Raw genomic sequence first — 22,909 nt, 5'->3', positions numbered from 1 at the left:
ATTTGCCAGGGTTTTACGGAAACTAAAAACCCTGTGGGTTTGTGGGGAATACCCCGGTGCGGAGTCGCTCTGTGGGAAGTGGGTGCAGGACGTAAGATGGCGCGCATGCTCAACCCCGTGCACCTGGTGCTCGGCGAGGATGATTTCCTCGCCGAGCGCGCAACCAAAGCCATCGTCGCCCAAGCCGGCGAGGGCGTGGAGGTGACCACCTTGCGCGCCGGCGATGTCTCCGAGGGCGAGATCGCGATGGCCACCAGCCCGTCGCTGTTCGCGGAGGACCGCGTGGTGGTGGTCAAGCACGCGGAACTCGCCGGCAAGGAACCCACACAGATCCTGCTGAAAGCCTGCGTCGACCCAGCACCCGGGATCACCTTGATCATTGAGCACACCGGCGGCGGGCGGCAAAAAGCGATGGTGAAAAAGTTTGCCAAGGTCGCCGAGGTGCACAAGGCAGATCCGCTCAAAGACAACGAGCGCCGCTCCTGGCTGATGGAGGAATTCCGCCGCCACGGCGTGCGCCCCACCCCCGACGTGGCGGCGGCAGTGTTGGAATCGGTCGGCTCGGATTTGCGCGAGCTCGCCTCAGCGGTGAGCCAGCTGGTCAGCGACACCGAGGGCGAGCTCACGGTCGAGTCCGTGCGCGCCTACTACGTGGGCGTGGCGGAGGTCGCCGGCTTCGACATCGCGGACCAGACGGTCGCCGGCCGCGCCGACCGGGCGCTGGCTTCCACCCGCCGGGCGCTGCAGTTGGGCGTGAGCCCGGTGTCCGTCTCTGCGGCGCTGGCCCGCAAAGTCGGCGACATTGCCAAGCTCCACGGTGTCCGCGGCAACCCGGACCAGCTCGCCCGCACGGTGGGCATGCACCCCTATGTGGCGAAAAAGACCATGCAGGTCGCGCGCCAATGGAGCACTGATGCGGTCTCCAACGCCGTGATCATCGTCTCCGACCTCGACGCCGAAGTGAAAGGCCAGGGCGGCGATCCGGAGTTCGCCCTCGAAAACGCGGTGCGGCGCATCGCGGAGCTCGTATGATCGCGCCGGGCGACCTGGCCGCCATCGTCGGCCTTAACCTTGTCGGCGCCGCGGCACCGGGACCGGACCTGGTGCTGATCATGCGCACCGCCACCCGCTCGCGGAAACATGCCTGGGCCACCAACCTGGGCATCCACACCGGCGCCGCGCTGTGGTTCACACTGACGGTCTTCGGGGCGGCGGCGCTGCTGCACGCGGTGCCGCAGGCCGTGACCGTGATTCAAACCGTCGGCGGCGGGGTACTCATCTGGATGGGGTTGCACAACGTGCGCGGGGGACTGCGCGACCGCCACGACCCGCCCTCAGACTTGGACGAAGCCGTCCAACGCCTCGGCTCTGTCCGCGCCGCCTACCGCCGCGGGGTGATGACCAACCTGGCCAACCCCAAGATCGTGGTGGCGCTGACGGCCATGATCGCCCCGCTGCTGCCAGCCAACCCCTCACTGGTCACCGCGCTGTTCGTGATCGCGTCGCTGTGGCTCAGCTCCTTTACGCTGTTCGGGCTGATCGCCCAGGTCACCTCAGGCGAGCGACTGCGCCGGAAATTCCTGCGAGCCGGCCCCTACATCGACATCGGCGCAGGCGCGTTTTTCATGGTTGTCGGCGCCGTGCTCATCGGGCGCGGGCTGGTCGGCGTGGTCTAGAGGTAGCGGCGCAAAAACTGCGCCGTCTGGCGCGTCGCGCTAGGCGAGTCGAACCAGGTGTGGCCGCCGCCCTCGACGCGCTCGATGCGCACAGGGGCGGAGCAGTGCTCGAAGTCGAAGGTAGTGATGCTGCCGGAGCGCGACTTTGACGCCACCATGGCGCAATCGTTTTTGCGGGCGAAGGTGCGCGCCACTTTCTCCACCGACTCGAAGGACGCGCCGTGGCGGGTACCTCCGTTGTAGCCCACCACGCCGTCGTTAGTGCCGTGCATGATCATCGTCGGCACTTCGCCGCTCGTGCAGCCGGTGACGGTGGGGGAGTAGAACGCGCCCGCCACCGACGCCACGCCGCGCACCGTCTCCGGGGCGTGGCAGGCCAGCGCGGCGACCAAGCCGCCGCCGTTGGACAGCCCCACGGCGACGGTGCGGGAGGTGTCGGCGTTATAGCGCGAAGCAACGTCGTTCAGCACGGCTTTTGTGTACGCGACATCCTCGTCGATGCTGGTGTCCGCGTAGGGCGCGCCGCCCCACGCATTGTCCACGCCCTGGCCGTAGACCACGATCGCGTCCGAGAACTGGCTTTCCAGGTTGGAGTAGTCGTGCATGTTGCGTGAGGTGTGGTGCCAGCCGCCGAAGCCCAGCACCACCGGGTAGGACTTCTCGGCGTCGAAGCCGCGCGGCAGCACCACGTCGTAGGTGCGGGCGCGCCCATCAACCTGCAGCGAGTGGGTGTGCTCGCGGCTGGGTGAGCCGACGGCGACGTTTTTCACCATCGGAATCGCGATAGCGATGCTGGCCACCAACGCCGCCAGCACCCCGAGCGCGCGCACCTGGTCCGGGTCCACGCCCGGAGCGTAGCGGGCCAACAGCGCCTCAAACTCGGGGGAGGAGCTGAACTGCTGCGCCTCGGCCGGCGCGACCGGCAAGGACAACGACAGGGAGGTGGCAAGCGCAGCTGCGAGCGCGCGGCGGGAGTGTTTCACAGCGGGTACATCGATTCTTAGTTCAAGGGGGTTACACACGAAACGCCCCGTGCACCAGTTGAGCGATGCACGGGGCGAAACACGATGGAATTAATCCATCTTGTTCAGGGCGCGAGCCATGTTGGACTTCTTGTTCGCCGCAGAGTTGCGGTGGAACACGCCCTTGGTCACAGCCTTGTCGAGCTTGCGGGAAGCCACGCGCAGCTGCGCCTCAGCGGCAGCCTTGTCGCCGGACTCCACAGCCTCGCGGAACTTGCGGATCTCCGTGCGGGTGGCGGAGCGGACGGACTTGTTGCGCATGCGGCGCTTCTCGTTGGTGAGGACGCGCTTCTTCTGCTGCTTGATGTTAGCCATCGTGATATACCTCTTGGTTTCTCAATCGAACATGGATGTCGTCGTCCCAGCTGGGGTTATCTGCGCACTGCTTTGGGTATGAACGCGAACCCAAGGTCCTGTCCGCGTAGCAACGCGCACCCGGAAAAGCTAGCCGGTGACGGGCAACTCGCGCAGAATACCAGGATGGACGGTGCAGTCCAAACCGCCTACGACCACTGGAAGCGCTCGCGCAGCGTGTTGGCAACCCGCTCGAAGCGGCGCTGCGGCACCGTGGTGCCGCGCCGGTGCACGTCCGCCTCCGGCACCACGAGCGTTTTGTCTAGGCGCACCCAGCACGGGCTGCCTGAGGCGTCCCAATCTCCGGGGCCGATTTCGAACCAGCGGTCGTCGTCCGCGTGCTCTTCTTCCGGAGAGATGAGCAGCCCCAAAATGTCGGTGTGCTCGCGTCCGACCACCAGCATGGAGCGCTCTTTCGGCGGGTGTGAAGGCACCGTCACCCACACCACTTCGCCAGCCTCGGCAACACTGTCCATGTCGGCGGCGTAGCACACGTAGCGCGGCACAGATCCGGTGGGGCGCACGTGCACACGGGAGGCGCGGTTGCGGCGGTGTTCGATCTGGTTGGTCACCCGCTCGTGCAGCTGGGCGAGTCCTTGGTCGAGCGAGGCCGTGCGCGGCCGCTCACCTTTGCGCGCCATGCGCTTCAGCCGCTCGAACGCCTTCATTAATCCTCCAGTGTGCAGTTGCCTCAAACCTTAAGCTGTCGTGTCCACAGTGACAAGCTGTTCCTGCCGTTGGTTAGAAACTTCTTCGCCCGCCAGCGACGACTGTGCGGTAACGCCCCGCAACACCCACAGCAACAGTGCGGTGCACGCCACCGTGAATAGGGAAGCAGACAGCATCTGCTGGACACCGATGTCGGTCGCGTTCGGGTCCGTCAGGCCCACCGCACCGGAGACGAAAAACACTGTGTTGCTAATGGCGTGCAGTGCGATCGAGGCCTCCAGCCCGCCGGTGCGCCAGGTCAGCACTGCGGTGCACACGGCAAAAATGGCGATGTCGATCAGCCCCACCCAGTTGTACGTGTGCCCGGCGATAAACAGCACCCCCGGTAGCGCGTAGGCGAGCCAGGCGGGTGCGCGCCACTGGCCGAGGATCTGCGGCAGCGCACCCCGGAACACGAACTCCTCGGCCGCGGACTGCAACGGCACGGCGACGATGAGGGCCACCACGATTTGTAGCCGGAACGGGGTGACGGTTGCGTCTTCGGGCAGGCCCCGGAGGACGTCGAAAAGTACTGTCGCCCCGTAGACCGCACCGACGACTAAAAGCGCACGCGACAGGACACTCCAGCGCAGCCGTAACGCGGTGCTGTACAGCGCCCGCGGGTCGCGCCCGGAGATGCGCGCCGCGAGAAACGGCGCCGGCAGCATCGCGGCGATGATGAGCACCTGCACAAGCGGGGTCAGCGGGTCGACCGAGCCCTCGATCAGCTGCGCGAAATCGCGCCCGGAGCGACCGGCCATAAACCCGATGACAACGATGATGCCGATGGTCAACGCGGCGGCTAATGCGGCGAGCACAACGAGTTCAATCAGCGCTCGCCACCACCTTGCGGGGCGGGAGCGGTGCGCAAGTCCTAAACGGTGGTACAGCATGGCACCTACCGTAGCTGCGGGGGCGCAAAGTAGGATGTGGCAACTATGGCCGCCAAATCGAAAAACTTTGCAGAAGAGACGTTCACGGACCCCGCCCGCATCCGCAACTTCTGCATCATCGCCCACATCGACCACGGCAAGTCCACGCTGGCAGACCGCATCCTGCAGCTGTCCCACGTGGTGGACGAGCGCGAAATGCGCGACCAGTACCTGGACAACATGGACATCGAGCGCGAACGTGGCATCACCATCAAGGCGCAGAACGTGCGCCTGCCGTGGGTGCCGAGCACCGGCGAACACGCCGGCGAGCAGATGGTCCTGCAGATGATCGACACCCCCGGCCACGTGGACTTCTCCTACGAGGTCGCGCGCAGCTTGGACGCGTGCGAGGGAGCGATTTTGCTTGTCGACGCAGCCCAAGGCATCGAGGCGCAAACCCTGGCCAACCTGTATATGGCCATCGACAACGACCTCGAGATCATCCCGGTGCTGAACAAGATCGACCTGCCGGCGGCGGACCCGGAGAAGTACGCCCTGGAGATCGCCAACATCATCGGCTGCGAGCCGGAGGACGTGCTGCGCGTCTCCGGCAAGACGGGCGAGGGCGTGCCGGAGCTTTTGGATAAGGTCGTCGACCTAATTCCGGCGCCCACCTCCCCGTCGGGCGCGTCAGCGACCGATGCTCCCGCACGTGCGCTGATCTTCGACTCGGTCTACGACACCTACCGCGGCGTGGTCACCTACGTGCGCATGATGGACGGCAAGCTCGAGCCGAACCAGAAGGTGCTCATGATGAACACCGGCAAGACCCTGGAGATCCTGGAGATCGGCGTGGTCTCGCCCACGATGAAGAAGACCAAGGGGCTGGGACCGGGCGAGGTGGGCTACCTCATCACCGGTGTCAAAGACGTGCGCGATACCCGCGTGGGCGACACGGTGACGTGGGCTTCCAAGGGTGCTTCGGAGCCCTTGGAAGGTTTTGAGGACGTCAAGCCGATGGTCTACTCGGGCCTGTTCCCGGTCAGCCAGGAGGACTTCCCGGCGCTGCGCGAGTCGCTGGAGAAGCTGCAGCTTAACGACGCATCCCTGACCTGGGAGCCCGAGACCTCCGTGGCACTCGGCTTCGGCTTCCGCTGCGGATTCTTGGGCCTTTTGCACATGGAGATCACCCGCACCCGCCTGGAGCGCGAGTTCGACCTGGACCTGATCTCCACCGCGCCGAGCGTGACCTACCGCGTGGTGGCCGAAGACGGCACCGAGCAGATCGTGCACAACCCCTCCGACTGGCCCGGTGGCAAGATCCCCGAGGTCTACGAACCGATTGTGAACATGACCATCATCGTGCCCCAGGAGTTCGTCGGCTCCACCATGGAGCTGTGCCAGTCCAAGCGCGGGCAGATGAAGAACATGGAATACCTCTCCGAAGACCGCGTGGAGCTGCGCTACATCATGCCGCTCGGCGAGATCATCTTCGACTTCTTCGACATGCTCAAGTCCCGCACGAAGGGCTACGCCTCGCTGAACTACGAGGAGGCCGGCGAGCAGCTCGCCGACCTGGTCAAGGTGGACATCCTGCTGCAGGGCGAGCCGGTGGACGCGTTTTCCGCCATCGTGCACAGGGATTCCGCTCAATGGTACGGCAACAAGATGACCAAAAAGCTCAAGGAACTCATCCCGCGCCAGCAGTTCGAGGTGCCGGTCCAGGCCGCGATCGGTTCCAAGATCATCGCCCGCGAAAACATCCGCGCCCTGCGCAAGGACGTGTTGTCCAAGTGCTACGGCGGCGACATCTCCCGCAAGCGCAAGCTGTTGGAGAAGCAGAAGGCCGGTAAGAAGCGCATGAAGAACATCGGCTCGGTCACCGTGCCGCAGGAGGCGTTCGTCGCCGCGCTGTCCACCGACGGCGACGAGTAGGCGGAAGGTTAGGCGCTAGTCCGCCTCGCCGAAGGTGAACCGCTTGCCCTGCTTGAACACTGCTTGCAGGGCCCACACCAGGGCGAACATCAGCACAAAGATGATGGCGGCCATGGCGAGGTTGCCCCACAGCCCGCTCCACCCGGCGGCCTCGGCCCAGTCCGGGGCACCGATGGCCGCGGCGACGAAGCCCAAGATCAGGTTCATCGCCTCGGAGCGTTTCGCTTCCTCCTCGGCGATCTGGCCAGAGACTTGCTCGAACTGGGTGCGGATCACGCCCTGGCGGGATTTGACCTTGGTGTCGAAGTCGTCGCGTAACTGGTCGAAGCCGGTGGCGCGCTGCAGGCCTTTGAGCACGCGGGTGTCGATGTCGCGGCCGGGAACTCGGCGGAACCACAGCTTGTCTCGGATCTCAATGTGGTCCAGCTGCAGCTTCTCCAGGCGCTCCAAATCCGCCTGCAGCGCCTTTTTCTCCAGCGTCGCCGTGCCGGAAGCATCAGCCCCCGCGCGGTGCGCGCCGCGGTCGCCGATGATTTTCAAGGATTTGCGCAGGTGTGTCTCCCCGGCCTGGGCGCGCATCTGCAGCACCACGATGTCCACGAACCGGGTGCTGGCCAGCGACCAGTAGCGCATCCCTTCGCGGCTGGCGGACTTGCTGCGCACCATGCCCACCCCCGAGTCCGATGTCATCACCGTCCAGGACGACAGCTTCGCGGCGACGAAACCGCTGAGCGCCTCCGGGGTCTGCAGGGGAACTTGCTCGGGGTAGGAGTCCGCCCCGGTGAGGATCTGCCAGGCCCACTGTTCGTGCCATTTCCAGGCACTGTCCGGGTCGTCGAGGACCAAAGGTGCGTCGATAAGCGAAGGCACTGAGCCGTTGTTGCCTTCGCTGAGGGTCTCTTCAAATTGCTCGGGCTTGGCGGGGTTGGGGATGGCCACGGCGACGCGCTGCGGCGCGGGCAGCGTGAAGGTGCTTTCGGCGCAGTCGGAGGTGCACGTGGAGATCAAACTGCCACTGGTGGTCAGCTTCATCGAGCAAGGGCGGGAAAGCGCTTTGTCGATCTGCGCGACGGCGAGGTTGGTGAATTTGGTCAGCGGGTAGAGCTGCGGCGGGCTGAAGTCGTAGTCGCCCGCGCGGTCGTAAAACTGCACGGAGTTGCGCGGTTTGGTCAATGCGGCGCTCAAAAACCCAAGCGTGGCCGACGAGATGTTTTCTGCGACCACGTTGAGCACGAGAAAGTCGCTGACCACGTGTGCAGGCTCCGGGACCTTGCCAGCTAAGTCGGTCAGGTGCAGGTCGTGGAACTGCAGCACCTCGGCGGACAAAAGCCGCAGCGTTGCGCTGCCGTGGCTGCCGCGCGCGCCGCGTATCTGGTCCTCCCACGCCACCTGGTGGTCGTAGTTGACCAGCTCGAACAGAGTCTCGTTTTCGACTGCCTGAAACTCGATGTGGTGCGCCGCGATGGTCGGATCCCAGCCGGCGTCTGAAAGCTCCACCTCTTGTGCCTTGGCCGGCGGGGCCAGGCGACGCTTGCGGTTTGCCGCCACCACACTGTCGAGCTCCGCGTGGTGGAAGACTTCCCGGGCCGCGTGCGGGCGGCTGTCCGCGGTGCGCTTGACATCGGCGTCGATCGAGCCGGCGCCGACCGCGTCGTGCAACGGCTCGAGGAAGCGGCTGCGTGCGTCGTTGTAGTAGGGCCGGCCACCTTCGACGATGAGATCGCCGTAGTAGCCCTCGCGCTCGTCCGGCTTGCGAAACACTCCCGCAGCCGGGTCCCACATCGGGTTTTCAATGGTGCGGATGCCCTTGTCCCGGCCGTAGTTCCAACCGTGCGCGGCGAAGTCGAACGGAGCCCCGTCCTTTGCCACGCTGGCGCTTTCGGGGATGGGCAGCACAAGCGAAAAAGATGCGAGACGCCACTGCGGTAGCATCTTTGCCCGGAACGACTCGGCAACGACAAAGTCGTGTCCGATGTCTTGGTACGAACGCACTTTCATATGAGGGAGGGTATCCCATGGGCTCCACAGTTTTCTGGCCTGGCGTAAACGTCAGGGAGCACGAGATCGAGGTGCCGGTGTCCCGTGAGGATGCGTCGCTAGGCAGCATCAGTGTGTTCTGCCGCGAGCTTTCTGTCGACGACAACCTCCCGGCCCTGGCGTACTTCCAGGGTGGACCCGGCAAGCCGGGGCCGCGCACCCTCATGGAGTGGATCCCGGAGGCGCTGAAACGCTACCGGGTGTTCCTCATCGACGAGCGAGGCACCGGCCGCTCCACCAAGATCGACCGCACCACGCCCGAGCGCATCACCGCAGACATGCTCGCGCACCTGCGCCCGCCGGACGTGGCCGCGGATGCAGAGGCCATGCGCCAGCACCTGGGGCTCGAGCAGTGGGATCTGTTGGGCAACTCCTTCGGCGCCGCGTGCGCGGGCTCCTACCTCACCTATTTCCCGGAAGGGCTGCGGCGGGTGCACCTGGCCGGCGCCGTGCCGGAGCCGGAGATGGATGTCGACGCGTTCAACCGCCAGACGTTCCAGTTGCTCGCCCAGCGCCAGCGCGAGCTTTTCGACGCGATCCCGTGGATGCGCTCCCGCGTGAGCGAAGTCGCGGACCACGTGGACAACCACGACGAGCGCATGCCGACGGGGGAGCGCCTGTCATCCACCCGCATGAAGATGGCGGGTGTGCTGCTGGGCGAAGATGACGATTTCGCGCGGCTGGCCAACCTCTTTGAAGCGCCGTTTACCACCAGCGGCGGCGAAAAACGCCTGCGCGGCGACTTCCTGGCGCAGCTGGGCAGCATTATCTCGCTGGAGACCATGCCGCTGTGGGCCGTGATCCACGAAACGGTCATGGCCCGGCCCGGGTATGCCGTGAACTGGTCCGCGGACCGCATCTGGCGCGAGGAGTTCGCCGACCTACCCCTTTTTGGCAACCACTTCTTCCGCACCCACTTCGAGGAGGACCCCGCGCTGCGGCCCTTCTACCGGGCCGTGGATGAGGTGCACCAGCGCACCGACTTAAATGCGCAGGCAATCGACCCTGCGGACAACGAGGTGCCTGCGGCGGCGATCCTGTACGAAAAGGACGTGTTCATCCCGTACGAGCTCACCGCGCGCTCTGCGGGCAAGACCCCGAACCTGAAGGTGTGGACGCACTCGGAGTGGTTCCACGACGGCATCTGGTCGCACGGCGCCGAGGTTGCCCGCGGCCTGTTTGAGATGCTGGACTAGCCGTGCGCGAGCGCCCCCGGCGCAACCCCGAAAGTTGAACCACAGGTAAATTCTGGGAAAACGGTTGATGGGGCGATGCTGTGCGCGCCATGCCCAGGTGCTGGGGTTTTGGGCGAAAACCCGTGTTCGGCGGCGGGAATTTCAGGTCTTGCACAGTAAGTATCAGCGGGCATTAAATCATTGCTGAAAGGGCCCGGACCTCTTGCAGGAGGCCCCCGCAGCTTTCGTCGTTTTCATCCTCGCCTGACTGAAAGTTGGACACCATGAAGCTCCGCACCCGTGCCATCGCAGCTTGCGCTGCCGCCGCCGCAACAGCCCCGTTTATCCCCGGCGTCGCAGACGCCGCAACCAAGACGCCGATCGAACACGTCGTGGTGATCTATTCGGAGAACATCTCCTTCGATCACTACTTCGCCACCTACCCCAACGCGTTGAACAAGGACGGTGAGACGCTGCAGGGCAGCGGCAAGGCCGCGCCGAAATTTGAGGCGAAGCCGGACACCCCGAAGGCCGACAACCTGGAAAACGCGGACCTGTTGGGCGAGAAGAACCCGAACTCGATCAAGCCGTTCCGCATCGGCCCGGGTAATGCGGTGACCACCGACCAGAACCACCACTACGGTGATGAACAGGCTGCCTACAACGGCGGCAAGATGGATAAGTTCCCGGAGACGGTGTCCACCGACATCGACAAGTACGGCCAAGACGCGTTTGCCACCCCCGGCATGACCATGGGCTACTACGACGGCAACACCGTGACGGGTCTGTGGAACTACGCACAGAACTTTGCGCTGAACGACAACAGCTTCTCCACCATCTTCGGCCCTTCCACTCCGGGTGCGCTGAACCTGATTTCGGGCACCTTGGCCGACGCCACAATGCACGATCCCGCCACCGGCGAGCAGCAGAAGATCAAGGACGGGGAGAACCACGCACTCGCGGGGGTGTCTGAAGACGGCATGACAGCCACCGTGGTGGGCGACCCGGACCCGCTATTCGACGACTGCTCCAACAAGTCCTCGGCAGGCACCAACCAGGTCACGGCGATGCACTCGAAGAACATCGGCGATCAGCTCAATGAAAAGGATGTGACCTGGGGCTGGTTCCAGGGCGGCTTCCGCCCGACTGAGGAAGCCACCGACAACAGCCGTGCTCGCTGCGGCGCGGCGCACAAGACGTTGAGCGGCCAGGATCAAACGGACTACAACCCGCACCACCAGCCGTTCCAGTACTACGCCTCCACCGCGAACCCGCATCACCTCGCCCCGTCGTCGGACGAGATGATCGGCAAGACGGACCGCGCGAACCACCAGTACGACCTGAAGGATTTCGACACCGCGCTTCAGCAGGGCAACCTGCCGGCCGTGTCCTTCCTCAAGGCCGCGAACTACCAGGACGGCCACGCCGGCTACTCCAACCCGCTGGATGAGCAGGCGTTTATCACTCACTACATCAACGAGCTGCAGAACTCCCCGCAGTGGGACTCCACCGCCGTGGTCATCGCGTACGACGACTCCGACGGCTGGTACGACCACAAGGCGCCCGAGATCCTCAACGGCTCCAACGATCCACACCAGGACAAGGAGATCTGCACCGCCGCTGCAAAGAAGGTCGGCGTCGCCGGCGACAAGCACGGCCAGTGCGGACCGGGTACCCGTCAGCCGCTGCTGGTGGTTTCGCCGTACTCCAAGGTCAACCACATCGACTCGACCTACACGGAGCAAACCTCCATCACCAAGTTCATCCAGGACAACTGGGGCTTGGGCCGTCTCGGCGGCATCGCCTTCGACGAGCGCGCCGGCGAGCTGAATTCGATGTTCGACTTCAGCGGCGCGAAGGCGCCGAAAGTGTTCCTCAACGAAACCGACGGCACCGTGGCGAAGGACTACGCCTCCATCGAGCGCGTGGACAACACCTCCCGCGAGACCACCAACCTCAAGCCGGTCGTCGAGGGCATGAACAACCCGCTGGTGACGGAGAAGGGGGTGCCGGCCTACACCACGCTGGCTAAGAAGGACGCCTCCCCGGCCGAGCAGCAGAGCAACTCCTCCGAGTCCAGCGATGCTGATGGTTCCTCCAAGGGCGGCATCATCGCCGCTGTGGTGCTGGCGCTGGCCATCGCGGTCGGCATTGGCAGCTGGTACATGAACGGCATGCCTGGTGTCGACCCGAAGATGGTTGAGAACTTCAAGCTGCCGTTCTAAACCCGAAGTATGGACACCTACCAGTACGCAATGGCGGCGCTGGCCGCGGTTCTTGCGATCGTGACTGCCATTATCCACGCACCGCAGTCGGGATCAAGCGGGTCCAGCTCCGGCGGGGACATGCAGCCCCAGCCCGAGGTGGAGCAGGCGGAGACGCGGCTTCACGTCCGCGACGTCTACAACTGCCCGACTCCCGGGGACGTGGACGCAACTGCGCACTGGCAGGTGTACAACACATCCGGGTTGCCGTTGACCCTCTACGTCTCCGACGAGGAGGGAAACGCCTACCAAGTTCTCGAGCGCATTGGCTCTCCCGCTGAGCGTGCTTGGACGCCCAAGCTCGAAGACGGTTCCTACCACCTGACGTGCGTGTTCCACAGTGACTCGGCGGTGAAATCGGAGAAGTTCACCGTGGATGACTCGCCGTTCACCGATGCGCCGAAGATGGTGCCGGTTACGGACCGGGAAGTCTCCGCCGTATCGATTGCCCAGGCTGCAGCGCAGAAGAAGCGTCTGCCTGAGTTGCAGGCGCAGGCGCATGCGCTTGCCGACGCCATCCGGTCCGGCGACCGCTCCGCGGCCCAACGTGCCTACCTGGTCTACCTGGAAACGTACCGCTCCTTCGACGACGCAAATGAGATGTGGCCGGGGGAGGGCCTCGACGGATACGCGGAAGTGGAGCGGATGCTGTTTTCTGATCGTGCATTATCCGCCGATCCTGCCGACGCACTCGCGGCTGCGGTGGATCACACGGTGCAGGCGCTGGAGACAGGGCATTTTGCCATCCCCGCACCGGACTATGGTTTGCGCACGCACGAGGTGATGGAGGAGTTCGAACGCTTCGACCTCCGCGGCGAGCGCGACTACGGAGCTCACGCGATGAGCGCCGCGCTGCGGGGGAGCGTGCGATCTACCCGCGAAACGCTGGATCCGTTGCGCGAGCTGGTGGAAAGCCGCGGTCTCGATACCGCGCCAATTTACGACCAGCTGGATGTGTTGGACGGCCTCGCCGGCGATTTTGACGGCAAGTACGACACCGCGTTCGACCAGTGGCCGCAAGAAGATCGTCTGCGCCTGCAAGCGGAAGTGGCCAAAGCCAATGAACTGCTCGCACCCGTGGCCACAATGACCGTGATCCGGAGGATGAACTAGTGCCCTGCCCGTTTACTTTTTCCCGCCGCACGTTTTTGACCGGTGCGGCCGCCGCGAGCGCCGCGTTGGGGGCACAGGCGACGGCGCAGGGGATTTCTGCGCGTTCGCGTGACGCAGGCACGCCGCGCTCAGACCACTCTCACACCAACGACCCCGATGCGCGGCTGGAGTTCCACGGCGACCACCAGCAGGGAATAGTCAACCAACCGCAGAAGTACGCGGAGGTGGTGGCCCTCGATCTCCAATGCACCGGAAAGCAGCGGCTGGAGCAGCTGCTGCGCACCATCACCGACCGCGCCCGCGCCTTGACCGCCGGCGGTGCAACCCCGCCGGACGGCATCGCGTTTCCCGCTGGGGATTCCGGGGAGCTCGGCCCGGAGCTGCCCACCGACAACCTCTCCATCACGGTGGCGGTAGGCGATTCGTTGTTCGACGGCCGGTTCGGTCTGTCAGACAAGAAGCCGGCGCGCTTGCGGGAGATGGAAGCCTTCGCCGACGACACGCTCGTTGCGGAGAAGTGCCACGGCGATCTGGTGCTGCAGCTGTGCGCGGACCAGCACGACACGGTCACCCATGCGCTGCGCGATATTTTGCGCCACACTCGTGGCGATGTCGCGGTGAAGTGGCGCCAGAACGGCTACATGAACGAGCCGCGCCCGACCGGCACGCAGCGCAACCACTTCGGGTTTAAGGACGGGATAGTCAACCCCAGTCCCGACGAATTCGACCACCTCGTGTGGGCTGGCGCCGACGAACCAGCCTGGACTTCAGGCGGCAGCTACATGGTGGTTCGCCTGATCGCCATGTATTCGGAGTTCTGGGATCGGATCTCCATTGCCGAGCAGGAGCAGATTTTCGGCCGCGACCGCGCCACAGGCGGGCCGCTGTCCGGCGGTGACGAGTACGCCGAGCCAGACTATTTGGACGACGCGAACGGCGATGTCATCCCCACAGACGCGCACATTCGTCTAGCCAACCCGCGCACTGCGGAGACTGCGGACCAACTTATGCTGCGCCGGGCGTACAACTACGACAACGGTGTGCGCGACAATGGCACCCTCGATATCGGCCTGCTGTTTGTGTGCTTCCAACAGGACCTCGAACGCCAGTTTGTCACCGTGCAACAACGTCTCGAGGGCGAACCTCTCGCAGACTATATCCGCCCCTACGGTGGCGGCTACTTCTTCGCCTTGCCGGGTGTGCGCGACGAGGACGACTTCCTCGGCCGTACCCTGCTTGCATGATGCGCGAGATCGAATTTTCCCGCGGCGATTTCACCGTCTTCGCCCGCGTGGTGGGCGAGCCGCAGTCGCCGGCCCTATTGTACCTGCAGGGCGGCCCGGGGTTCCCGGCGCCGCGGCAGGGCTTCGCGTGGATCACCCACGCGCTTCAGCGCGGTTACCAGGTGGTGCTGCTGGACCAGCGCGGCACGGGCCGGTCCACCAGGATCGATGCGGCGACGCCCGAGCTCATCAACGCTGAAACGCTCGCCCAGCTGCGCGCCGACGAGATCGTGGCCGACGCTGAGGCGCTGCGCCAGCAGATGGGGTTGAAGCGCTGGGACGTGCTGGGCCAATCCTTCGGCGGGTTCTGCTTGGCGCACTACCTGGCCGCGCACCCGGAGAGTGTGGGCAGGGCGTTGTTTACCGGAGGGGTGCCGTCGATAGGCGAGAGCGCGGACGGGGTATACCGGGCCACGTTTGCGAAGCTAAAGCGCCGCCACCTGCGTTTCAACGCGGCCTACCCGACGGCCGAGAAGATGGTGCGCGAGGTGTGCCGGCACCTGGAGGTGCAAGAAGAGCTGCTGCCCACCGGTGAACGCCTCAGCGCGCGCAGACTGCGCACCGTGGGCATCGAGCTGGGCCGCGAGGGCGGCTTCGAATCGCTGGCGCGGCTGTTTGAGGCGCCGTTTCACCCCAACGGCAGGCTCCGCACGGATTTTCTCGCGGAGGTGGGCGAGCGGGTCAGCTTTGCCAAGGGGCCGCTGTACGCCGTGGTGCACGAATCAATCTACGGCGGCACCGTGCCGGGGCCGACCGCGTGGGCGGCGGAGCGCGTGGTCCGCGAGCTGGACGGGTTCGCGCCAGACGCGCACCCGGACGACGCTGAGTTCTACCTCACCGGCGAGCACATCTTCCCGTTCCAATTCGACGAGGATCCGGCGCTGCGCCCGTTCAAGGCGGCGGCGCACGAGCTGGCGGCGAAGGAGAACTGGGCAAACCTGTACGCGGGCCTCAGTGGCGGCCACGACGCGTACGCGGCGGTCTACACCGAGGACATCTTCGTCCCGCGCGAGCTTTCGCTGGATACTGCGCAGGTCATCGGCGCGCAGGTGTTTGAAACGGATACATTCCAGCACGACGGGCTGCGCCGCCACGGCGAGGCGGTGCTGGGCCGCCTGCTGGACATGGCGGGCGTTTAGACCTCCGGCAGCTCGTCCGCGGCGGCCGGATACGACGGCTGCGCGCCGGGCCGGGTGACCGAAAAGGCGCCGACGCGGCAGGCGAAGCGGGCTGCGTCCACCATGGAATCGCCTTCCAGCAGTCGGTGGCAGAATGCGCCCGCGAAGGAGTCGCCGGCGCCGACGGTGTCCACCGCCTCCACCTTGGGGGAGTCGATGTGAATCAGTTCGCCCTCTGTGCCTTTGGTGCCCACCAGCGACCCGGCGGAGCCGAGCGTGAGCACCACGGAGGAAAAACCGGCCTCGAGCAGCCGCCGGGCCAGCTCCTCCGGCGTGCCCGTGCCGTCGAGGCCGAGTTGCTGCAGGATGAGCCCGGCTTCGTGCTCGTTGGCCATGAGCGGATCCGCCTTGACAAGCGCCTCGCGCGGCACGTCCACAACCGGCGCGAGGTTGACCACCACGCGCCCGCGGGCCAGCTCCACGGCGCGGGCGAAGCCGTCGGCGGGGATCTCGCCCTGTAGCAGGACCAGGTCGGCGGAGTCCACCGCGCCGGCGTGGCGTTCGACAAATCCCGCGTCCACCCGCGCGTTCGCCCCCGGGATCACCAGCACGGTGTTCTCGCCATTGGCGGCCACCGTGATCACGGCCAGCCCGGTGACGTCTTCGAGCTTCTCGACGTGGGTGAGATCCACCCCGGCCTCGCGCAACAGCGCGGTGGCGGGCTTGGCGTTCGCGTCGGTGCCGGTGGCGCCCACCAGCACCACGTGCGTGCCCAGTTTTGCGGCGGCGACGGCCTGGTTGGCGCCTTTGCCGCCGGCGGTGATGCCGCCGCCGGAGCCCATCAGGGTCTCGCCTGGGGTGGGGTGGCGCTCGACGTTGACGGTCAAGTCAGCGTTGATGGATCCGACGACGCACATACTCATGGCCGTCAATCTACCGCACCTGCGCTACAGCACCGCGTCTAACAGCGCCCGGGTGTACGGGTGCTCGGGGGCGGCCCAGATCCGCTCGGTGTCCCCCTGTTCCACGATGCGTCCGGCCTGCATCACGGCGACGGTGGGGCATAGCTCGCGCGCGACTTTCAGGTCGTGGGTGACAAAGATCAAGGTGTTGCCGCCGACGGTGTCGCGCAGCAGGTCCAGCACCTGGTCTTGGATGGTGGCGTCGAGGGCGGAGACGGGCTCGTCCGCAAGCAAAATGCTTGGGCGCGGGGCGGCGGCGCGTGCGATGGAGATGCGCTGGCGCTGCCCGCCGGAAAACTGCCGCGGGGTGCGCTCGCCGGTGCCTTCGAGCCCCACGCGTGCGAGCATCTCGTCGGCGCGGGCGGCGTCCACGCCTGCCTCGCGTATCGACGTCCTCACGGCCATGCGCGGATCCAGCGAGGAGTACGGGTCCTGGAAGACCATCTGCACGTCGCCTTTCACCCGCACGGTGCCGGCAGTCGGTTCCCGCAGTCCCGCGATGAGGTGCAGCAGCGAGGTCTTGCCGGAGCCGGAGCCGCCGACGATGGCCAGCCGCTCGCCGGCGCGCACGCGCAGCGTGACGTCGTCGACGGCACGCGTTGCCCCGCGGGTCAGCGTGGCGCCTTCGAGTGACACCACCGGCTCGCCCAGCGTCACCGGTGCTGCCGGCGGGCCGGGCACGGCGGCAGCCGCGAGCGCTTTGGCGTAGTCAGAGTCGGGTGCGACGATTCGCCCTGATTGGAACACCAGCACCCGGTCGGTCATCCGGCGCACCACCGCCAGGTCGTGGGAGATGAACAAAAGCCCCATGCCGCGCTCGCGCACGAGGCGGTCCAACAGCTGCAGGATCTCCGCCTGCACGATGGCGTCGAGGGCGGTGGTGGGCTCGTCGCAGATGAGCACGTCCGGGTTCTGCGACAGGGCGAGCGCGATGAGCACGCGCTGGCGCTGCCCGCCGGACAACTCGTGCGGGTAGGCGCCAGGGCGGTCCACGCCGACGTCGCGCAGCAGCTCGCGCGAGACGAGCTTGCCAATCTTTTTCAGCGGGTCCAGCGCCGTCATGGGCTCCTGGAAGACCATGGCCACTTTGGTGCCGCGCACCTTCCGGCGCACGCGGTCGGGGGTGCCCACCATCTCGGTGCCGTCGACGGTGACCGAGCCTGTAGCCGGCAGGTCTGTCAGCCCCATGATGGAAAGCGCGGTGACGGATTTGCCGGAGCCGGATTCGCCGATGATGCCGACGCGCTGCCCGGGCGCGACGTGGAAGGTGATGTCGTGCAGGATGCCGGGGATGGACAGGTGCTTAACGTCGATCATCAGCGTGTCCCAACAAGTTGAAGCCCAGCACGGTCAGCGCGATTGCTGCGCCCGGCCACAGCGCGAGGTGAGGGGCGGTGGCCAGGTACGGCTGGGAGGCCTGCAGCATCCGCCCCCAGGAGGCGTACGGCGCCGGTGCACCCAGCCCCAAAAACGACAGGCCGGCCTCCGCCAAAATGGCCAGCGCGACAGCGACGGAGACCTGGGTGAGCACGATCGGCCAGATGTTGGGCGCGACGTGGCGCCACGCAATCGCCGGACCGGAAACCTTGGCCACCCGCGCGGCGAGGATGTAGTCCTGCTGCATCACCTGCATCGTGCCGGCGCGCGCCACGCGCACAAACCCGGGCACCCCGGCGATCCCGATGGCCAGCACCACAATCCAGATGGAGGCACCGAAGACGGCGGTGAACACGATGGCCAGAAGCAGCGCGGGGAAGGCGAGCAGCAGGTCCGCGCCCGCCATGACAAACCGGGAAGCGCCCCGGCGCATCCCGGCCCAAATCCCCAGCGGCACGCCCACCAGGGCGCTCAACCCCACCGCGCCCACGGTGACGGTGAGTGTCAGGCGGGCGCCGTCCATCACGCGCGAGGCGATGTCGCGGCCGAACTGGTCGGTGCCCATCCAGTGCGCGGGCGAGGTCGGCTGAAGCCGCGAGGACACCTCCGTCTGCAGCGGGTCGTAGGGCGTCCACACCAGCGACAGAAGCGCCGCGAGGGCCACCAGCGCAACGATCGCCGCGCCGAGTTTGCGCTGCCAGCTCATGCCTTCCTCCGAATCCGTGGGTCCACCACCGCGTACGTCAGGTCCACCACCAGGTTGACCACTAGGGTGAATGCGACGAGGACCATCATCACGGTCTGCACGGTGGTGAGGTCGCGGTTACCGACGGCGTCGAGAAGCATGGTGCCCAGCCCCGGAATGGTAAACACGCGCTCGATGACCACCGCGCCCACCACCAGCGACGCGAGCTGCACGCCCACAACCGTGATCACAGGCAGCGCGGCGCCGCGCAGGGCGGAGGAGAAGAGCACATTGCTTATCGACGCACCGAGGGACCTGCCCGTGCGCACGTAGTCCTTGCCCATTTCCTCGCGCACCGCCGCGGCGACGTAGCGGGTCAGGATTGAGGCCTGCACCAGCGCCAGCGACGCCACCGGCAGCACCGCGTGCGCGGGCGTGCCCCAGCCGTTGGCCGGCAGCCAGCCCAGCCGCACCGAAAACAGCGCGACCAGTGCGATGCCCACCAGAAACGACGGCACGATGATGCCCACCTGCGACAGGGCACCGACTATTAGCCCGCCGGGGGAGTGCGAACGCTGCGCCAAGTACACGCCCACGGGCACGGCCACCAGCAGCGAGACCGCCATCGCCGCAAGCGTCAGCGTCAGCGAGACCCCGGCGCGCTCGAGCACGGTGTCGGTGATGTCTTTGCCGCTGGACATGGAGATGCCGAAGTCGCCTTGAAGCAGGGATGCGATCCAGCCGAAGTACTGCACAGCCAGCGGCTTATCCAGGCCCAGGCGGGCGGACAACTCGGCCACGGCTTCCTCGGTGGCGGACACGCCGAGCGCCACACGCGCCGGGTCGCCGGGCACCGCGCGCAACAGGGCGAAGATGATGACGCTGGCCGCGGCGAGCAGCAGCACGAAGCGCAACAGGTGCTTGCCTATCGTGCGGATCATTTCTCCACCTCGCTCACACGCAAAGAATCGGTGACCACGTTGGGGTCCAGCCCGCCCACGCCCGGGGCGAACAGGACGATGTTGGGAGCGTTGACCAAGGTCAGCGCAGCTGCATCGGCCATGATCTGGTCCACGGCGCCGCCGATGTCGCCGGCGGCGATCTGCGCGCGCACCTCGGCGTTGTCGTAGCCGAGGTAGTAGTCCGGGGTGCCAAAGAGCATCGGCACGTCGCGCGGCTCCACGTGGGAGACGATCGAGGCCTGGTAGTTGCGGCCTTTGAGCACCTCGTTGAGCCACACGGCGGGAAATTCCACCGTTTCGAGGCGCACGCGGAAGCCGACGTCGCGAAGCTGCGAGTACAAAAGTTCGCTGGCCTCTTGCGCGTAGGGCCGGTTGGGCACCGTGATCGTGATCTCCGGGGTGCGCCCGGCCAGCAGCTGGCGCGCCTTGTCTGGGTCGTACGGGAAGTAGTTGCGGCCCGTGTACCAGGGGTCCGTGGGCGGGACTGGCGCGCCGCCGGTGTCGGTGGCCAAACCGTTGTAGACCACCTGGTTGATCGCGTCGCGGTCCACCGCGTAGGCCACCGCGCGGCGCACGTCCGGGTCGTCGAAGGGCGCGCGGTTGTTGTTCATGGAAAGCAGCACCTCGCCGTTGGTGGAGCCCACCTCGACGCGGATGTCGTCCGGTAGCGTGTCTATCAGCTGCGGCGCCTGCATGCCCCACACCACGTCCGCGTCGCCCACCCGCAAAGCGTTGACGGCGGAGACCGGGTCCTCGAAGTAGCGGATCGCCGCGTCGTGCTCCACCGGCCCGCCCCAGTAGTCCTCGCGGGCGTCGAATTCGATTGCCTCGCCCACGTCGAAGCGGGCCACGGTGTACGGGCCGGTGCCCAGTGGGGCGGTGGCGAGCGTGCCAACGCCTTCCGGCGTCATCATCGCGCCGGTGAGCGTGCCCATGGACCACAGCCAGGCGTCTTCTGCGGCTGCGCCGCCGTCGACGTGCACGCGCACGGTGCGCTCGTCCAGCACCTCCACGCCGGTCACCGGCGCCATCTGCGCCTTCAGCCCGTTCGTCCACTCGTGCTGGACGTAGTTGATGGAAAACGCGGCGTCGTCGGCCGTGAACGGTTTGCCGTTGGAGAAGGTGACACCGCCGCGGAGGTGGAAGGTGAAGGCGCCGCCGTCGCGCTCCCAGCGCTCGGCCAGGTACGGCACGGGGTTACCGGAGGCGTCGATACGCACAAGCGTTTCGTAGACGTTGCCCACGAGCGCTTGGGGTGCCGCCGCGCCGCCGGTGGTGGTGAAGTCCAGCCCGGCGGGGGCAGCGGAGGCCGCGACGACAACATTGTCGCGCGGCTGCGAGTCACTGCATGCAGTGAGAAGGAGAGCTAGGGCGGCCGTGGCCGCCAGCGTCCGAACGTGCATGCTGTGAGGTTACTGGATGGAGGATTCCGTCTGGAACCAAAGGGGGGAGGAGTGGCCGCGGACGTTGTTCAGGCCGAACGAGAGGTTGTCCACGCGGTAGGTGTGCACCGCGGCTTCGAGCACCTCGCCGTTGTGGGTGAGCGCCTTGATTTTCACCCGGAGGATCGGCGCGCCCTCTTCGATGCCCAGCTTGCCCGCGGTTTCGGCGTCCGCCTGCTCGATGATGAACGCGCGGGAGATGTTGTTGAAGTCGGCGCCGGCGCGGATGAGCTCGCGGTGGATGGACTGCTCGGAGGTGTCCACCGCCTCGATGGCCTCTGCCAGCTCCGGCTGAAACGCCATCTCCTCAATCACCATCGGCTCGCCGTCGGCGCTGCGCACGCGGCGCACGATGAAGACCTCGTCGCCTTCGTTGATGCGCATGCACTCGGCAAGGGTGGCGTCGGCGGTGTCGCGGCCGAACTGCTCCACCTGCTCGCTGGGGTCTTTGCCCATGCGGTACATCCAGGAGGTGTTGGACAGGATCTCTTCGAACGTCTCGGTGCGGGTGTTGGACAGCACCAGGGACCGGCGGCCGCGGCCGGAGGAAAGCAAGCCCTCCGCGCGCAGCGTCGCTACTGCCTGGCGCACCGGGCCGCGGGAGGTGTTGAACTGCTCGCACAGCTCCACCTCACTGGGCAGGGACTCGCCGGCCGGGATGTGCCCGGCGAAAATCTCGTCGCGCAGGTAGTCTGCGATTTCCTCGTGCTGCTGCGGGCGGCGGAGCGGGCCGGAAGGCAGTTGCGCCATGGTGTTGGTCACGTCCTTTTATTGACATCCGCTTGTGTAATGACCACCCGATACTAGACCAAGGAGTGCTCACCGCCTATTACTTGGAGAGCTGTCCCACATAATCCGTGGATGCCGTGCTCTTGCGCGCCCGGCGGGGGCTAGTTCCAGGCCTCGGCGAGGATCTCCATGGAGCGCGAGACCTCTTCGTGGCTGCCGGCCTGCAACGAGATCATCAGCTCGTCCGCCTGCGCGGTCGCGCGGAACTTCTCCAGGTACTGCGCCACCTGCTCGCCGGTGCCTTCTGCGGTGTAGCGCAGCATGTCGGTGATCTGGCGGCCCTGGAAGGAGTTGACCACGCTATCGAGCTGGTCGTCGCTCAGCTTTTTGCCCTGCCGTCCCATGAAGGCGCGCACCCGGTTGCGGTGCACGACGGTCGTCTGCCGTTTGGCGTCTTCTTCCGTCTCGGCCGCGGTGACGTTGACTGCGGCGATGCAGTAGGGCTCCGGGTGGCGCGTGGACGGCTGGTAGTTGTCGCGGTAGTAGGCGGTGGCCTGCTCCAGGTGCTGCGGCGCGAAGTGGGAGGCGAAGGCGTACGGCAAGCCCAGCTGCGCGGCCAAGGACGCGCCAAACATGGACGAGCCCAGGATGATCAGCGGCACGTTCGTGTTAAATCCTGGCATGGCGGTCACCCCGGGCAGGGGAGATTCGTTGGACAGCCACGCCTGCAGCTCTTGGACGTCCTGCGGGAAGTTCTCCGCGGCGCGCGGGTCGCGCCGCAGTGCGCGGCCGAGAGTTTGCTGGTCGGTGCCGGGGGCGCGGCCCAGGCCCAGGTCGATGCGGCCCGGGTAGAGCTCTTCGAGCATGCCGAACTGCTCGGCGACGACGTAAGGGGCGTGGTTGGGCAGCATCACGCCGCCGGAGCCAAGCCGGATGCGGCTGGTGTGCGCGCCGATGTGGCTGATCAGCACCGCCGGGGAGGAGGAGACGATGCTGGACATGTTGTGGTGCTCCGCGTACCAGATGCGCTCATAACCTAAGGCCTCCGCCTGTTGGGCGAAGGCCACGGAGCGCTTCAGCGATTCTCCGACGGATTCGTCGGGGTAGCGGGTGCAGAAATCGATCAGCGAAAGTGGGGCGTTCATGCGCTCCACCGTACGCCGTTTGCTTGACGACGCGCCCGCCGCCGGCAGGC

Annotated in this window: 20 protein-coding genes; 8 read left to right on the top strand and 12 right to left on the bottom strand. The window is 66.2% G+C overall.

Annotation, left to right across the window (positions count from 1 at the left end; all coding sequences use genetic code 11):
- Window positions 1–96: 96 nt before the first annotated feature.
- Window positions 97–1,032: a DNA polymerase III subunit delta gene (gene holA / locus CFOUR_RS08560; protein ID WP_085956693.1), complete on the top strand. Its 936-nt coding sequence runs from the start codon at window positions 97–99 to the stop codon at window positions 1,030–1,032.
- Complete coding sequence (locus CFOUR_RS08555) at window positions 1,029–1,676, top strand: LysE family translocator (RefSeq protein WP_085956692.1); 648 nt, start codon at window positions 1,029–1,031, stop codon at window positions 1,674–1,676. Before holA ends, CFOUR_RS08555 begins: the two co-directional genes overlap by 4 nt.
- Here the strand turns inward: CFOUR_RS08555 and CFOUR_RS08550 are convergent.
- The 4 genes from CFOUR_RS08550 to CFOUR_RS08535 form a co-directional block, all read right to left on the bottom strand.
- The gene (locus CFOUR_RS08550; protein WP_230471730.1) at window positions 1,673–2,659 is read right to left on the bottom strand and encodes a CE1 family esterase; all 987 of its coding nucleotides are present in this window, start codon (window positions 2,657–2,659) and stop codon (window positions 1,673–1,675) included. The genes CFOUR_RS08555 and CFOUR_RS08550 overlap by 4 nt on opposite strands.
- A gap of 90 nt (window positions 2,660–2,749) precedes the next feature.
- The gene (gene rpsT / locus CFOUR_RS08545) at window positions 2,750–3,013 is read right to left on the bottom strand and encodes a 30S ribosomal protein S20 (RefSeq protein ID WP_038612735.1); all 264 of its coding nucleotides are present in this window, start codon (window positions 3,011–3,013) and stop codon (window positions 2,750–2,752) included.
- A 188-nt stretch (window positions 3,014–3,201) separates the two neighbouring features.
- Window positions 3,202–3,720 carry a type II toxin-antitoxin system PemK/MazF family toxin gene (locus tag CFOUR_RS08540; RefSeq protein WP_230471729.1) on the bottom strand — a complete coding sequence of 173 codons (519 nt, stop codon included), beginning with the start codon at window positions 3,718–3,720 and terminating at the stop codon, window positions 3,202–3,204.
- 30 nt (window positions 3,721–3,750) lie between these two features.
- Window positions 3,751–4,653 (bottom strand): CPBP family intramembrane glutamic endopeptidase, encoded by a 903-nt coding sequence (locus CFOUR_RS08535; RefSeq protein WP_085956691.1) that lies wholly within the window; start codon window positions 4,651–4,653, stop codon window positions 3,751–3,753.
- A 45-nt stretch (window positions 4,654–4,698) separates the two neighbouring features.
- Between CFOUR_RS08535 and lepA the strand changes: the two genes are divergently transcribed.
- Window positions 4,699–6,567, top strand: coding sequence for a translation elongation factor 4 (gene lepA, locus CFOUR_RS08530; RefSeq protein ID WP_085956690.1), 1,869 nt, complete (start codon window positions 4,699–4,701; stop codon window positions 6,565–6,567).
- 15 nt (window positions 6,568–6,582) lie between these two features.
- Here the strand turns inward: lepA and CFOUR_RS08525 are convergent, their stop codons facing one another.
- Window positions 6,583–8,565: a hypothetical protein gene (locus tag CFOUR_RS08525; protein WP_290179145.1), complete on the bottom strand. Its 1,983-nt coding sequence runs from the start codon at window positions 8,563–8,565 to the stop codon at window positions 6,583–6,585.
- Between the two features lie 17 nt (window positions 8,566–8,582).
- Between CFOUR_RS08525 and CFOUR_RS08520 the strand changes: the two genes are divergently transcribed.
- The 5 genes from CFOUR_RS08520 to CFOUR_RS08500 all read left to right on the top strand — a co-directional run bounded on the left by CFOUR_RS08520 (window position 8,583) and on the right by CFOUR_RS08500 (window position 15,578).
- Window positions 8,583–9,800, top strand: a complete 1,218-nt coding sequence (locus CFOUR_RS08520) for an alpha/beta fold hydrolase (protein WP_179154765.1) — start codon at window positions 8,583–8,585, stop codon at window positions 9,798–9,800.
- A gap of 263 nt (window positions 9,801–10,063) precedes the next feature.
- The gene (locus CFOUR_RS08515; protein WP_085956687.1) at window positions 10,064–12,004 is read left to right on the top strand and encodes a phospholipase C; all 1,941 of its coding nucleotides are present in this window, start codon (window positions 10,064–10,066) and stop codon (window positions 12,002–12,004) included.
- A gap of 9 nt (window positions 12,005–12,013) precedes the next feature.
- Window positions 12,014–13,156, top strand: coding sequence for an EfeM/EfeO family lipoprotein (locus tag CFOUR_RS08510; RefSeq protein ID WP_085956686.1), 1,143 nt, complete (start codon window positions 12,014–12,016; stop codon window positions 13,154–13,156).
- The gene (efeB, locus tag CFOUR_RS08505; protein ID WP_085956685.1) at window positions 13,156–14,400 is read left to right on the top strand and encodes an iron uptake transporter deferrochelatase/peroxidase subunit; all 1,245 of its coding nucleotides are present in this window, start codon (window positions 13,156–13,158) and stop codon (window positions 14,398–14,400) included. Before CFOUR_RS08510 ends, efeB begins: the two co-directional genes overlap by 1 nt.
- On the top strand, window positions 14,397–15,578 hold the full coding sequence (locus CFOUR_RS08500) for an alpha/beta fold hydrolase (RefSeq protein ID WP_290179139.1): 1,182 nt from the start codon (window positions 14,397–14,399) through the stop codon (window positions 15,576–15,578). The genes efeB and CFOUR_RS08500 overlap by 4 nt, the downstream gene beginning before the upstream one ends.
- On the opposite strand, the gene CFOUR_RS08495 is transcribed toward CFOUR_RS08500, so the two are convergent.
- The 7 genes from CFOUR_RS08495 to CFOUR_RS08465 form a co-directional block, all read right to left on the bottom strand.
- On the bottom strand, window positions 15,575–16,480 hold the full coding sequence (locus tag CFOUR_RS08495; RefSeq protein WP_290179137.1) for a ribokinase: 906 nt from the start codon (window positions 16,478–16,480) through the stop codon (window positions 15,575–15,577). The genes CFOUR_RS08500 and CFOUR_RS08495 overlap by 4 nt on opposite strands.
- 24 nt (window positions 16,481–16,504) lie before the next feature.
- Window positions 16,505–17,836, bottom strand: a complete 1,332-nt coding sequence (locus CFOUR_RS08490) for an ATP-binding cassette domain-containing protein (RefSeq protein ID WP_290179135.1) — start codon at window positions 17,834–17,836, stop codon at window positions 16,505–16,507.
- The gene (locus CFOUR_RS08485; protein WP_085956683.1) at window positions 17,823–18,602 is read right to left on the bottom strand and encodes an ABC transporter permease; all 780 of its coding nucleotides are present in this window, start codon (window positions 18,600–18,602) and stop codon (window positions 17,823–17,825) included. The genes CFOUR_RS08490 and CFOUR_RS08485 overlap by 14 nt, the downstream gene beginning before the upstream one ends.
- On the bottom strand, window positions 18,599–19,522 hold the full coding sequence (locus tag CFOUR_RS08480; protein ID WP_085956682.1) for an ABC transporter permease: 924 nt from the start codon (window positions 19,520–19,522) through the stop codon (window positions 18,599–18,601). Before CFOUR_RS08480 ends, CFOUR_RS08485 begins: the two co-directional genes overlap by 4 nt.
- A complete protein-coding gene (locus CFOUR_RS08475) occupies window positions 19,519–20,946 on the bottom strand; it encodes an ABC transporter substrate-binding protein (RefSeq protein ID WP_085956681.1) in 1,428 nt (475 codons plus the stop codon). The genes CFOUR_RS08480 and CFOUR_RS08475 overlap by 4 nt, the downstream gene beginning before the upstream one ends.
- Before the next feature lie 9 nt (window positions 20,947–20,955).
- Window positions 20,956–21,735, bottom strand: coding sequence for a GntR family transcriptional regulator (locus tag CFOUR_RS08470; protein ID WP_085958320.1), 780 nt, complete (start codon window positions 21,733–21,735; stop codon window positions 20,956–20,958).
- A 140-nt stretch (window positions 21,736–21,875) separates the two neighbouring features.
- Entirely contained in the window at window positions 21,876–22,859 is a 984-nt protein-coding gene (locus tag CFOUR_RS08465; RefSeq protein WP_085958319.1) for an LLM class flavin-dependent oxidoreductase, read from the bottom strand.
- Window positions 22,860–22,909 lie beyond the last annotated feature (50 nt).

The organism is Corynebacterium fournieri (genome assembly GCF_030408775.1).
GTDB classification, from domain to species: domain Bacteria; phylum Actinomycetota; class Actinomycetes; order Mycobacteriales; family Mycobacteriaceae; genus Corynebacterium; species Corynebacterium fournieri.
This window is presented reverse-complemented; position numbering and strand designations above follow the sequence as displayed.